This is a genomic window from Phycisphaerales bacterium (genome assembly GCA_029268515.1).
Classification (GTDB): domain Bacteria; phylum Planctomycetota; class Phycisphaerae; order Phycisphaerales; family SM1A02; genus JAQWNP01.
On the sequence record JAQWNP010000006.1, the window covers coordinates 210,352 to 222,823 of the forward strand.

At 50.6% G+C, this 12,472-nt stretch carries 10 protein-coding genes; 4 read left to right on the forward strand and 6 right to left on the reverse strand.

Annotated elements, in window-relative coordinates; genetic code table 11:
- Positions 1–52: 52 nt before the first annotated feature.
- The 6 genes from P8J86_03800 to fliM all read right to left on the reverse strand — a co-directional run bounded on the left by P8J86_03800 (position 53) and on the right by fliM (position 8,077).
- Positions 53–802: a YebC/PmpR family DNA-binding transcriptional regulator gene (locus P8J86_03800; GenBank protein MDG2053810.1), complete on the reverse strand. Its 750-nt coding sequence runs from the start codon at positions 800–802 to the stop codon at positions 53–55.
- 53 nt (positions 803–855) lie between these two features.
- On the reverse strand, positions 856–1,674 hold the full coding sequence (locus tag P8J86_03805) for a hypothetical protein (protein ID MDG2053811.1): 819 nt from the start codon (positions 1,672–1,674) through the stop codon (positions 856–858).
- On the reverse strand, positions 1,671–2,063 hold the full coding sequence (rbfA, locus tag P8J86_03810) for a 30S ribosome-binding factor RbfA (GenBank protein ID MDG2053812.1): 393 nt from the start codon (positions 2,061–2,063) through the stop codon (positions 1,671–1,673). The genes P8J86_03805 and rbfA overlap by 4 nt, the downstream gene beginning before the upstream one ends.
- 10 nt (positions 2,064–2,073) lie before the next feature.
- Positions 2,074–4,929: a translation initiation factor IF-2 gene (gene infB / locus P8J86_03815; protein ID MDG2053813.1), complete on the reverse strand. Its 2,856-nt coding sequence runs from the start codon at positions 4,927–4,929 to the stop codon at positions 2,074–2,076.
- 24 nt (positions 4,930–4,953) lie between these two features.
- Positions 4,954–6,396, reverse strand: a complete 1,443-nt coding sequence (gene nusA, locus P8J86_03820) for a transcription termination factor NusA (protein MDG2053814.1) — start codon at positions 6,394–6,396, stop codon at positions 4,954–4,956.
- Between the two features lie 658 nt (positions 6,397–7,054).
- Complete coding sequence (gene fliM / locus P8J86_03825) at positions 7,055–8,077, reverse strand: flagellar motor switch protein FliM (GenBank protein MDG2053815.1); 1,023 nt, start codon at positions 8,075–8,077, stop codon at positions 7,055–7,057.
- A 151-nt stretch (positions 8,078–8,228) separates the two neighbouring features.
- Between fliM and P8J86_03830 the strand changes: the two genes are divergently transcribed.
- The 4 genes from P8J86_03830 to P8J86_03845 are packed head-to-tail and all read left to right on the forward strand — an operon-like array spanning position 8,229 to position 12,401.
- Positions 8,229–10,253 carry a cytochrome c biogenesis protein CcdA gene (locus P8J86_03830; GenBank protein MDG2053816.1) on the forward strand — a complete coding sequence of 675 codons (2,025 nt, stop codon included), beginning with the start codon at positions 8,229–8,231 and terminating at the stop codon, positions 10,251–10,253.
- A 23-nt stretch (positions 10,254–10,276) separates the two neighbouring features.
- Positions 10,277–10,876 carry a TIGR00730 family Rossman fold protein gene (locus P8J86_03835; GenBank protein MDG2053817.1) on the forward strand — a complete coding sequence of 200 codons (600 nt, stop codon included), beginning with the start codon at positions 10,277–10,279 and terminating at the stop codon, positions 10,874–10,876.
- A 35-nt stretch (positions 10,877–10,911) separates the two neighbouring features.
- Entirely contained in the window at positions 10,912–11,769 is an 858-nt protein-coding gene (lpxI, locus tag P8J86_03840) for a UDP-2,3-diacylglucosamine diphosphatase LpxI (protein MDG2053818.1), read from the forward strand.
- The gene (locus P8J86_03845) at positions 11,769–12,401 is read left to right on the forward strand and encodes an SAM-dependent methyltransferase (GenBank protein ID MDG2053819.1); all 633 of its coding nucleotides are present in this window, start codon (positions 11,769–11,771) and stop codon (positions 12,399–12,401) included. Before lpxI ends, P8J86_03845 begins: the two co-directional genes overlap by 1 nt.
- Positions 12,402–12,472: the final 71 nt, after the last annotated feature.

A 12,472-nucleotide genomic window follows, 5' to 3' on the forward strand; every position in this document is an offset into this window, starting at 1 on the left:
ACAACATTCATGATGATATTCGATAGTCACCGAAAGCAAGATCTCCAGCTTATCAGTCTACATCGGCGCTCATCTCATCTGGGAACTCAGCGTTGGAGTAAACCTTCTGAACGTCGTCGTGATCTTCGAAAGCATCAATCAACTTGATGATACGCTCAGCGGTGGACTTATCGCACGAGACTGTAGTTGTGGGAATCATTGTCACAGAAGCAGACTCAAATACCAGGCTTGCCGCCTCAAGTGCCTCTTTCACTGATAAGAATGACGCTGGCTCGCAAGTCACTTCCCAAATCCCCTCGGTCAATTCCACATCATCGGCACCAGCTTCAAGTGCCAATTCCATAAGCACCTCTTCTTCGGTGCTTGATTCATCGATTAGTATTTGGCCCTTTGTTTCAAAACCAAAGGAAACTGCACCCGGCTTAGCCAAGTTTCCGCCATTGCGTTCGAACAGCTTTCGCAGCTCCGGCGCAGTTCGATTCACATTGTCCGTGAGGCAATCAACAATCACAGCGACACCGGAGGCCCCATAGCCTTCATAACGAACTTCCTCGTATGACTCACCTTCACCTGCAACCCCAGCACCCTTTTTGATTGCCTTTTCAATAGTATCCTTAGGCATATTCGCAGCCTTCGCTTCATCAATGGCATAGCGGAGCGTCAGATTCATAGTGACATCACCGCCACCAGACTTTGCCGCCACAATGATCGCCCTCGAGCACTTTGACCATGCCTTCCCACGAACAGCGTCCTGCCTCGCTTTGCGATGCTTGATATTCGCCCATTTACTGTGGCCAGCCATCGGCAATTCTCCAAGTGCAGCCTGTCATTCCAAATCAATCAGCCCATTGAGCACTAGGCCGTCTTACGAGTCCCTGTCTTCTTGCGCCCAGAGGATACTGTTGAAGTCTTCTTAGTCGCGGCTTTCTTACTTACTGCCTTCTTACCAACTGTTTTCTTGCTGACTGTTTTCTTACTTGCTGTTTTCTTCGCTGTTGTTTTTTTGCTTGTGGTAGTGCTCACTGGTTTCTTCCGCGTCACACGACGAGCTGCATTGCGTCGCTGTCGCTGCGCCTCGTTGTCGCTCCATCGCTGCAATTGCCCAGCAACTTCTAAATCTTGCTCAACTTTAATCTGCCGCGTTATCCAATTCGTGATTTCCACCGGTTTTGCAGATGCATCTACCGCACTCTCTTCGACGAGTAATTCACGCAGCTGTTCATCAACCGGTATACCCCGGCCCTCATAGTGAAGTAACTGAATTCTTGAAGAGACGAATGAGACCATTCCCTCAAGTGTGTCTAAATAGATCTTGGTATCTTTCTTACCGAGACTCGATAATGATCCAAGCGTGACCTCATGCTCCCGCACATAAATGTCTCGCAACATCGCGCGAAGTCGACGAGCCCGCTCATCGGCCTTCGGATAATCTTCGCCAATAATGTCGATCACATCATGCGCCAGCAAGACCCTGAGTTCGTTGTAGTCCACAACCGATTTCACGAGCTTATCGAATGCCGTGGTAGCGTCGCTAACCGTCGCCTCCCAAAGAAGGCTGGAGTAGATTAGGGTGGAAACCGGATCTCCATCAGAAGCTGGCGTTAGATCCTGTCCCTTTTCAAGCTTTTTTAGTAGCGCTCGGAATTTCTGGGCGCACGCTGCCGTGTTCTTCACGGGTTTGACTCCTCAGTCTGATTCGTATTCTCACCATCACCACGATTCATCTCGTCATTAGCTCTTGCAATAGCGGACAGAACTTCTGCCTGTTTTTTTAGTGACTTGTCGATCTTGAAATGCAACTTTGGAATGCGCCGCATTCGAACAAGATTACCGACTTCACTGCGAATATGCTCCCTCGCATGCTGGATGCCATGCAGTGCTAATTCCACATGTTCCTCTGGGAGCACTGAAACAAAGACCGTTGCATTGGAGCCATCTGGAGCAATCTCAACCCGTGTGACAGATAGAATTCCGCGAATTCTTGGGTCATTGAGTCCCCGACTAAAAACGGTCTGGACTGCTTTTCGAATCTCCGAAGAGGCTCTGTTCTTGTGCAAACTCATCCCGAAACACTCATAGGGTCTGACGGACCTCTTGCGTTCGATAACACTCAAGTATGTCACCGACCTTAATGTCGTCATAGCCGTCAATCAGCATGCCACATTCTTGACCCGACTGAACCTCTTTCGCATCGTCCTTGAACCTCTTGAGTTGCTCCAGGCGCCGGTCTTTCTCAACAACGATGTCATCTCTTGTCACACGAATCTGAGCGCTCCGCTCAATTACACCATCTGTAACATAGCATCCTGCAACCATACCGATCTTCGATATTCGGAATACCTCTCGAACCTCAGCGTGGCCCAATACCTCAAGCTTAAGTTCGGGATCAAGTAAGCCTTCTGCTGCCCGCGTCACATCATCAGTAATGTCGTAGATGACATCATAGAAGCGGATATCGACGCCGCGTTCTTCTGCCTGTCGGCGGACCTTTCCAGAAGCGGTCACATTAAATCCAATAATGATCGCCCGTGCTGCTTCAGCAAGCACAATATCTGATTCATTAATGCCACCAACAGCCGCATGCTTAACCGCCACGGTGACCTTTTCACTGGAAATTTTTCCAAGCGTAGCCTTGAGTGTCTCAACAGACCCCTGCACATCTCCCTTGACGATTAATGGCAGCTCTTTTTGTTCAGCAATTGCCAACTTCTCAAAGATGTTATCAAGCGTCACTCGGTCTTTAACCAACGAGGACTCTCGTTCTTCATGAACGCGTTCTGAAGCAGCCCCTTCTGCTTCGCGAAGGCTACTGACAACATAGAACGTGTCGCCGGCATCTGGTACTTCATTGATCCCGGAGAAGGCAACTGGTGTCGATGGGCCTGCATCTGAATTACGCTCACCACGATCATCTACAATGTCACGAACACGTCCATAGGCACGACCGACAACGATAAAGTCGCCTTTCTTAAGAAGGCCTTGCTGAACGAGCACACGCGCCACGGGGCCACGCCCCTCAATCACCTGCGACTCAATCACCGAACCTTGTGCCGGCCCCTTAAAGTCTGCCTTGAGTTCCAGCAACTGCGCCTGGTAGTCAAGCGTTTCCAGTAATTCTGTAATACCCTCGCCGGATGTTGCTGTTGTTCGAACTATTTCGGTTTCACCACCCCACTCAACAGGATTCAGTTTTTGCTCTGCTAACTGCCCGAGTATTCGTTGGATGTTCGAATCTGTTGCCTCTGGTTTGTCCATTTTATTCAGCGCAACAACAATTGGAACACCTGCAGCTTGTGCATGATGTATTGATTCAATCGTCTGCGGCATCACGCCGTCATCAGCAGCCACAACTAAAACCACCAAGTCTGTCACCTTGGCACCACGGGCTCGCATTTCTGTAAAAGCCTCGTGTCCAGGCGTATCAATGAACGTAATGAGATGTTCATCATCACCCACTTGTACAGGCACTCTAAAAGCACTCGTAGCTTGCGTGATACCACCAGCCTCACCATCAGCAACATTGGCGTTGCGAATTTTGTCTAGTAGTGAGGTCTTGCCGTGATCTACGTGTCCTAAAATCGTTACCACTGGAGAGCGTGACTGCTCATCGTGCATCGTACGATCAAGGAACTTCTGCTCAATTTGTGCTTCTGCAGACTTCCGTTCGAGCACTTCAAGCTCTACATCAAAGTGAAGCATTACCTCTATTGCTTTGGGGCCATCGATCACATCATTGATCGTGGTTGGACTACCCTCGATAAACAACTGTTTAAGAATCATGGAAGCCTTGATACCAGTAACAAAAGAAAGTTCCTTGATGGTCACTGGTTCGGTGACTGTAATTGGTCCTTCAGCCTCACCTGCTGATTGCGCACGCTGGCCACCACCTGCACTACGCTTGAGATTATCTCTTCGAGCTGCACGGAAGTAGCCGCCAGCACGATTCAATCGACGTTCTCGCTCAAGAAGATCCTGCTCACGCCAGTTGAAACTTCGTGTATCGGCAGCAGCTCCAAACCGACCCGATCTACCCTCTCTGTTCGTCGGGGTCGTCGTCCGTCGTTTATTACGACGTGAACTACCAGCCTGCCCGCCAGGACCGCCAGGACCTCCGGGGCCTCCGGGACCGCCAGGGTCACCCATTGGTGGTTGGTTCGGTGGCATCTGATTGGGTGGGCCTGCGCGATGACCACCACGTGGTCCATCTCGACGAGGTCCATCATGGCCGGTACGCGGTCTTGGAGCTGACACTGGGTCCGGCTTCTCTACTCGAATCACCTTTGGCCCAGAGAGCTTCATCTTGCTGGGGCTCTCTAACTTGCGCCCCACAGGCGAAATCACATCAGGGCGATGTGGCACATTCATAACGGCCTTTGGTCGACCATCATCAGTATCACCTTCTGGTTCGTCTTCTGGAAGCTCCGCAGCGGGCGCCACTGGCATTGCGGCCGGCTGCTCATTAGGCGGGTCAGAAGCCTCGTCGGCAACGGGTTCCACAGCAGCAGGCGCCTCTTGAATAACAGGTTGTGCTTCTGGCTGTGCAGTGCTCGGCTCTTCAAAAGGAACTGGCTTCTGAATCACTTTGGCCTCAACGGGCTTCGCAGGCACTACCTTTTTGACTTCTGGATCTATCGTTTCGGTAACGACTTCTGCTTCAACGGGTTTCTTCCTCGCCTTTTTCTTTGCGCGAGCCCGGACCTTATCGATATCAACAGGCGCAGCCGTTTCTGTAGCTGTTGAAGCTTCTACACCAGCAGTGGTACTAAACCACTCTTGGATCGTAGCTGCCAAGCCAGCAGACACTGTTGACATGTGATTACTAATGCCAGGTATGGCCTCAGCCTCACACTTACCAATGATGTCCTTAGACGTCACGTCCAAAGACTTGGCTAACTGATGAACCCGCATTGTCGCTGCTCTTTTTGCCACACTGGGCTCCAATTTGCTTACCGATCAGACCTTTGTCTCTGAAGAATCATCTACATCTTCTTTAATATCTGAGGAATCAACTGCATCAGTAGCCTCTATTGCTGGGCCTTCGCCAAGCACCGATGCCGCCACTCTGTCACTGGCATCATCATCACCATCACCAAGAATTGATGCGGCGGCAGCTTCTGCATCGACCATTGACGCCCCATCACCTTGATCACCTTCGAGAACTGTGCCAGCAATGGCAAGCTCATCCTGTGCACGCTGTTTCGCTTCTTTCTGCTCACGTGCTTGCTGATCAGCAACTTCCCTAGATCGTTCTGCGCAGACCTGTATGACACGACCTGCAAGCTCTTTATCCATCTCCAGCTCACCAGTCAAGACACCAGCGCCGACCTCCTCAATGTCAAAGACACTGATCATGCCAAGGGCACCCATTCGATCCAAGTTTGTATCCGTAATACCTTCAATTGGTCGAATGGTCTCTTCCAAGATTTCCAAGCTCTTCGCAAACTCAGCTGGGGTGAGAATATCAATGTCCCAACCCGTTAAGCGTGCCGCCAATCGGACATTCTGCCCGCGACGACCAATTGCCAGTGACAATTGATCTTCTCTCACAATGATCGTTGCTCGACCCAGTTCAAAGCAGAGGCTGACCTCTTCTACCTCAGCTGGCTTTAATGCATTGGCAATTAGAATTTGGCTCGACTCATTCCATCGCACAATGTCTATCTTTTCGCCCCCAAGTTCATCGACAATGTTGCGAATACGACTGCCTCGCACGCCAACGCAAGCGCCAACAGCATCAACTTTGGAATCAATAGATGACACGGCAATCTTGGTACGGAAACCTGCTTCACGAGCCATTGCTTTAATCTCAATGACATGCTCAGAAACTTCGGGAACCTCTGCTTCAAAAAGCCGGCGAATAAAATCAGGGTGGCTACGTGACAAAACAATCTTGACCTGATTACCCTGCTCGCGAACATCAAGAATCAAGCAGCGTACGCGATCGCCAGGATGGAACTGCTCTCCGGGGATCTGCTCAGAGCGAGGCATGAATCCTTCTGCTCGATCAACTTGTACAACCAAGGCGCCGCCTTCATAACGGTGGGCTGTTCCAGTGCTAATCTCGCCTTGACGCTTTGAAAATTCATCAAGCAGGCTATTACGCTCATCTTCACGGAATTTCTGAATCATCACCTGCTTAGCAGTCTGAGCCGGTATCCGCCCCAGTTCTGCTAAAGGAATATATTCGCGCTCCTCACCTTCATGATTACGCCACAACCGCATCTCACCAGTGATTGCGTCAATCTCACACCCAAATTCCTCGGCGTCGAGGCTGTTGAAATGCTTACGCGCTGCGCTAATCATTGCTTGTTCTAAGTCGTTAATCAGTAAATCTCGCTCGATGTTTCGATCGCGAGCGATTGCGTCAATGATGCGAAGTGTCTCTGCTGGATTCATAACTTTTACTTACTCGTACTATGAAGATCATCCATCGTCTCAAGCAATGGACTCACAATGTTTTCCACTGATCTGCATGATGATCGCAGAAGCAGTTTTTCTTATCGTCCCTGTTGTCTGATGCAGTCACAGTGTTGACAGACATCGTTACGGGTCGCTTCTCCTCACGACCAAAAAAGAAATCGGCTCCGGGTGCCTCAAAGCCGGGCCCCGCAGCCTGCGAGAAATGTCCGAGCGGATGCTCGAACGCGACAATGACCGCCTTACAGTCAAGTCACGGCGAACCCCTCCCGCTCATTGGAGCCATCAGTAACACGCCTAGAAAACATGGCGCGATTCCAATGGAAACCAATTGGCTTAGTCATGAGGCGCTCGCAGCTCGCCACATAACGTCGGCCACCATCTTGACCACACTTAGTGATCATGATGGCAAGGTGATTCTTCAAGTGCGTGGCTCATATCCATTAATACTCAGTCCACGTTTATCCAAAAACCCAAAACGAAGCCCAGCCCGGAACCTACATTAGGACCCGTCGGGGCAGATCAAGCTATGTAAGTTAGCTATCTATAGGGGGAAATGTCAAAACACGAAGGGATCTAACTGCCTGTAATCGTATGATGATAGCCCTTAGGGGCTACCCAAGCGGGATCAGAGGCTTCAGCCATTCGGTTTTGCTTGATGACCAGTCGATAGCGGCCGGAGGATCTTTAGAGCGCGACGACCATTATGCTCTCCCACGGTGGCGGCAAACTTAGCACGATCTTGGACCAGCAGTGTTGCAGGCGTCGTCATCGGTGTCCGTGTCGTCAAGACATCTCCGACCTCAAGGTTACTCAGTTCTGACAGCGTCAGGGTGGTCGATGCCAAGACACCCACAAGCTCAACGTCTGTATGAGAGAGCGCTGAACTAATAGCGCCATCCTGTGAATACTCTGCTTGACGCCGAGATTCCCAACGCTTCATGCTGAGGGTTTCAATCAGTGGTTCGATCACAATAAAAGGTAATCCAAGGTACATGCGCCCTGTGTGGCCCAAGAGAGTGAGATCAAAGGAAATTGACACAACGACTTCATTTGGTGGCACCAGTTGTGCCATTTCAGGATTTGATTCAATACTGTCAAGCTGGAAGTCAAGAGGTGCAACCACATGCCACGCTTGACTCAGACTCGACAGCATGCGCTTGGATACAACCGCCATGAGCCTTGACTCGATTTCAGTCATCGCGCGCTTGGGCACTGTTGAGGCTTCGGCAGAGCCTCCCAGAAGACGCTCCAATAACGGAAACGCTGACTCGTTCGTCATTGCAATACAGATTTGGCCTTCGAGGCCCCGCGGCTGAACCACCATTGTGCAGGTAGGGTTTTCAAGCGTGTCTATAAAAGATGCATAGGTCGTTTGTGAAACACGCTCTACTGCGACCTGGACACCGGCTCGAAGCAGACCGGAGAGACTGGCCCCCAGCACCCGAGCGAAGCTCTCATGAAGCTGAGTGAGTGCTCGAATCTGCTCTTGACCAACGCGTTCAGGCCGCGTGAAGTCATATGGTGTAATAAGCAGCTCTTGGCTGCCATGACGCATTCGTGAGAAGATCTGGGGCCCAGATACGGAGGTTTCAACTTCACCAGCCGCAACTGCATCAATGAGAGCATCAACATCAGCATTATTCAGTCCATCAACCATTATGATCTTTCCTACTCATATAGAAGTGGTATCGGACGTTTCCTAGTCAAACCGCCAGTCAGGCCGCCGCATCTGGCCTACCATGTGCCAGGAAAAGTAAGTCCCACGGTTTTTTAGCCAGCTGAGCCTTAGTCGCCAGCCAAGTAACAAGATGAAGCAATCTCAACGACCATTATTGATGGAGATGAAGGCACCACTGACTGTGCTGGCTCTCCTTACCGTGCTCATGTTGCCGGGTCACGAAGTACAGGCACAGTCCACGCCCACATGGCCGACACCCAATAACACCTGGAATCAGCCAGGACGGACACTGCCCCAAAAAGAAGTTGAGATATCAGCCACACCCGACCGAAAAGTCGTGCCACCTGGTGGCGACCTCGTTATTGCCATTGAATTCAAAATGGCGAAAGGCTGGCATATCTGGCCAAACAAGCCAGAAGTGCCAGAAGCGTTGGGCATGTCTGACCCGGACACTTTCGCCACCAAGATCAAAGTCGACCAACAAGACAACGAAGCAGTGACCGCACATGCTGGTTATATCCAGTGGCCGGAGATGCACGCAGTCCAAGTCGACTTCGGCACCGGCCCAGTCTCACTCAACGTCTATGAAGGTAATGCGATTGCGTATCTCCCGATTACGATTGCCGAGACCGCCGAAGATGGTCCCGTCGAACTTTCTTTATTGGTCACCTATCAAGCCTGCGATGATCGAAAATGCCTCATGCTGGAACAAGATGTTCCGCTGCCTGCCATTGAATTCCAAATTGGATTACCGACATCTCGATCAAATCCTGAAAATGCACCAAACGAGATGTTTAGTCAATTCGATCCCTCCGTATGGACGCCCATCCATGCTGGAATCGAGGCACCAGATTCGGTCTCGTTTAAGTTCTTTGGTTTTAATTTCGACATTGCTGCCGGTGGAGCCGCTGGAATAACAATCTTGCTCTTACTGGCATTGATTGGGGGCTTCCTGCTTAATTTCACCCCCTGTGTTCTTCCGGTGATACCGATCAAGATCATGTCTCTAAGCCAAACCAGTAAGACGCGAATGCGGACCTTGCAGCTTGGTATTTTTATGTGTTTAGGTGTCTTTTGTTTCTGGCTGGCGATGGGTATCGCAATTGCCTCGGTCGCTAGTTTCGATGCGATAGGCCAGTTGTTCACCTATCCAATTTTTACGATCCTGGTTGGGGCCTTCATTGTGTTGATGGCCTTTGGTATGTGTGGTTTGTTTTCCGTACGTTTGCCAAACTTCATCTATAGCGTCAATCCCAAACTCGATGGTGGGCTTGGATCTTTTCTCTTCGGCGTGATGACTGCCGTTCTCGCAACACCATGTACAGCACCTTTTATGGGCGCAGCCGCAGCGTGGGCTGTCAAACAACCCGGATTGACGACACTCGCTACGTTCTCCGCCATCGGCGTTGGTATGTCACTGCCCTATCTTTTCTTATCTGCATTCCCACAACTGGTCGAGCGCATGCCAAAGACTGGACCAGCCAGTGAACTTATTAAGCAGATTATGGGGCTGCTTCTTCTTGCTGCGGCGAGCTACTTCATAGGCGCCGGCATTAGCGATCTTGCAGAGAACTCCGGCGACCCGCCTATGATTTGGTATTGGTGGCTCATTGCTGGCTTTGGTATTGCCGCTGGTGTGTGGCTGATATGGCGCACCATCCGCATTACCCGCTCGCCAATACGCTTGTTGGCATTTTCTCTCATCGGCTTGGCGAGTATTGGTATCTTCGTACTGTTAGGTATCACTGAAACACGCAAAGGTCCCATCAACTGGGTCTACTACACCCACGCACGATACGACGCTGTTCGTGCCGAACAGAAGGTGGTGTTGCTGGACTTTACTGCAGACACATGCATTAACTGTAAGGTGCTTGAGCGGACTGTCCTTGAACAAGAGAGCGTCGTCGACCTCTTAAACCAGGCTGATATTGTTCCAATTAAGGTAGATACCGCCCAGGATGAGGGCGGCGAATTGCTCAGTGAGATTGGTGGGGTCTCTATTCCACTGCTTGTTATTCTCAATGGCGAGGGCGATGTCGTTTTTCGTAGCGATTTCTATCTTGTAGATGAGGTTGTAGATGCACTCAACAAAGCTCAGAATCAGACAATGCAGGAATCGAGTTCAATAAGCGAGTTACTGAACACCACTCTTTAGTTCTTAATACTGGTTCTTATCAAATGCGCGCAATTACGGTTTACTGCAGCTCTTCTCCTCAACTCGATCCAGTTTTCCATGAGGTCGCTTCTAGCCTCGGTAAGATGATGGCTGAAAATGGCCTCGAACTTGTGTTTGGTGGTGGCTCAATCGGCCTCATGGGTGAGATTGCCCAATCAGCAAGAGACAATGGCTGCCGGACGGTTGGCATCATCACGGAACGACTCCTTGATCGCGAGATGGGTGACCAGAAATGCGATGAGCTCATTGTGGTTTCAACGATGCGGGAACGGCGACGCCTGCTTATGGATCGTGCGGATGCATTCATCATGCTGCCTGGAGGCATTGGCACTTATGAAGAATTTTTTGAAGCTCTGGTAGGCCGACAATTGGCCGAACACAGAAAGCCAATCGGGGTGGTCAATGTCGATGGTTACTTTGATCCGTTGCTCGAGATGATCCGACACGGTATTGAACATCGTTTTATTCGAGAGGCAACCCATTCATTGATGCACATTGATTCAGATCCTGCTGTTGTTCTTGAAACGCTCTTAACAAGTGATCCTGCCAGCCATGATGATGAATCGTTGCTGCCCGTGTTCACCCCGGGTTCGGGCCATTAACATTGCGGCACTATCTGTGAGGCGACTGCCTATATATGACTAGCCAGACACGTTCAATTGGACTTATCGCTGGACAAGGTGTTTTACCCATCCTTGTTGCACAGGGTATACGCCAAGCTGGCCATCGCGTGTCTTGTGTCGGATTGCGTGGCCAATACCACCAAGAGTTGCCCCAATACTGCGATGATTTTGCAGTGGCCGGTATTGTGAGACTTGGGCGGTGGATTCGCTTGATGCGGCGGTGGCGACTCCACGAGGCCGTTATGGTTGGTCGAGTTGGTAAAGAGCGTATGCATGACCCCTTTCGGGTGCTTCGACAGATCCCCGACTGGCGAGCATTCTGTCTCTGGTATCGTGCCCTGAGACATGATCGACGGACACCTGCGTTGCTGACTGCGGTCGCTGAAGAACTATATAAATGCGGTATTACGCTAATGGATTCAACGAAGTACATCCCTGAACACATGGCAACATCTGGAATCATTGGCCAACATTCATTGTCCAACCAGCAGCAACTTGATCTGGACCTCGGGTGGCCATTACTTGAACAGATTGTTGAGCTCGATATTGGACAGTGTCTCACAATTCGTGATAGCGACGTCATCGCGGTTGAAGCCGTCGAAGGCACCGATGCGGTTATCGATCGAACAGCAATGCTCTGTAAGAGTAAGGGCTGGACGCTCATGAAGTCTACGAAACCATCACATGACATGCGTGCAGATGTTCCCAGTATTGGTCCACAAACTGTTGAACGAGTGGCCGCTGCCGGAGGCCGATGCATTGCTATGGGTGTTGGTCGCGTTATTCTGTTAGACCGTCCAGCAGTCATTGAAACAGCAGATCGGTTAGGTGTCACACTTGTTGGCATTCCTATAGCAGCGAATGCACAGTGATGTCGCCTCGTTCTGATTGTCGTTATGTTTCTCGCGGTGGTCTAAAATTAGCCCATGCGATTGAACACTTTCAGTTTGATGTGACGGGACTTCGATGTGCTGATTTGGGCTGTTCAGTTGGCGGTTTTTCTGACTGCCTTCTCCAAAACGGTGCTGCTCAAGTGCATGCTGTAGATACTGCCTACGGCATACTGGATTACACCATTCGTCGCCGTGAAGAAGTCATGGTCTACGAAAGAACAAATGCCCTACATATCGAACCACCGGCACAGGTTGATCTGGTGGTTATTGATCTTGGCTGGACGAACCAGCGTCGCGCCATCCCAGCGGCATTAGATTGGCTTGGCCCCAACGGACACATCATTACGCTCGTCAAACCTCATTATGAACTTGATGCGTCACAGAAAGAACAGTCCCTCACTGATGGCTGTCTTGACGCGACCATGGCTGAGCAGGTGTTTAATGATGTTCTCGCCCAGTTTGAGGAGCTCAATACATCTGTTCTGAGCTGGACAGAATCGCCAATTCGAGGTCTCAAAAGCGAGCAACGGCGGCCTGGTCACGGCAACCGGGAGTACCTCGTCCTACTCAGTCCTAAGAACACGGATTCAGACCCATCCCAAGAAGCCTGAGTCTGGTTTTTAGGGCAGTGAATCGCCCCAACACAAGCCCCTTATCGGCTAAAATAATCGGTCGCCTCTGG

Bases quoted from the DNA above. Each gene is read 5' to 3' on its own strand.
- lpxI (MDG2053818.1), top strand. From the start codon at position 10,912: ATGACTAGCCAGACACGTTCAATTGGACTTATCGCTGGACAAGGTGTT.
- P8J86_03800 (MDG2053810.1), bottom strand. From the start codon at position 802: ATGGCTGGCCACAGTAAATGGGCGAATATCAAGCATCGCAAAGCGAGG.
- rbfA (MDG2053812.1), bottom strand. From the start codon at position 2,063: ATGAGTTTGCACAAGAACAGAGCCTCTTCGGAGATTCGAAAAGCAGTC.
- fliM (MDG2053815.1), bottom strand. From the start codon at position 8,077: ATGGTTGATGGACTGAATAATGCTGATGTTGATGCTCTCATTGATGCA.
- P8J86_03835 (MDG2053817.1), top strand. From the start codon at position 10,277: ATGCGCGCAATTACGGTTTACTGCAGCTCTTCTCCTCAACTCGATCCA.
- nusA (MDG2053814.1), bottom strand. From the start codon at position 6,396: ATGAATCCAGCAGAGACACTTCGCATCATTGACGCAATCGCTCGCGAT.
- P8J86_03845 (MDG2053819.1), top strand. From the start codon at position 11,769: ATGTCGCCTCGTTCTGATTGTCGTTATGTTTCTCGCGGTGGTCTAAAA.
- P8J86_03830 (MDG2053816.1), top strand. From the start codon at position 8,229: ATGAAGCAATCTCAACGACCATTATTGATGGAGATGAAGGCACCACTG.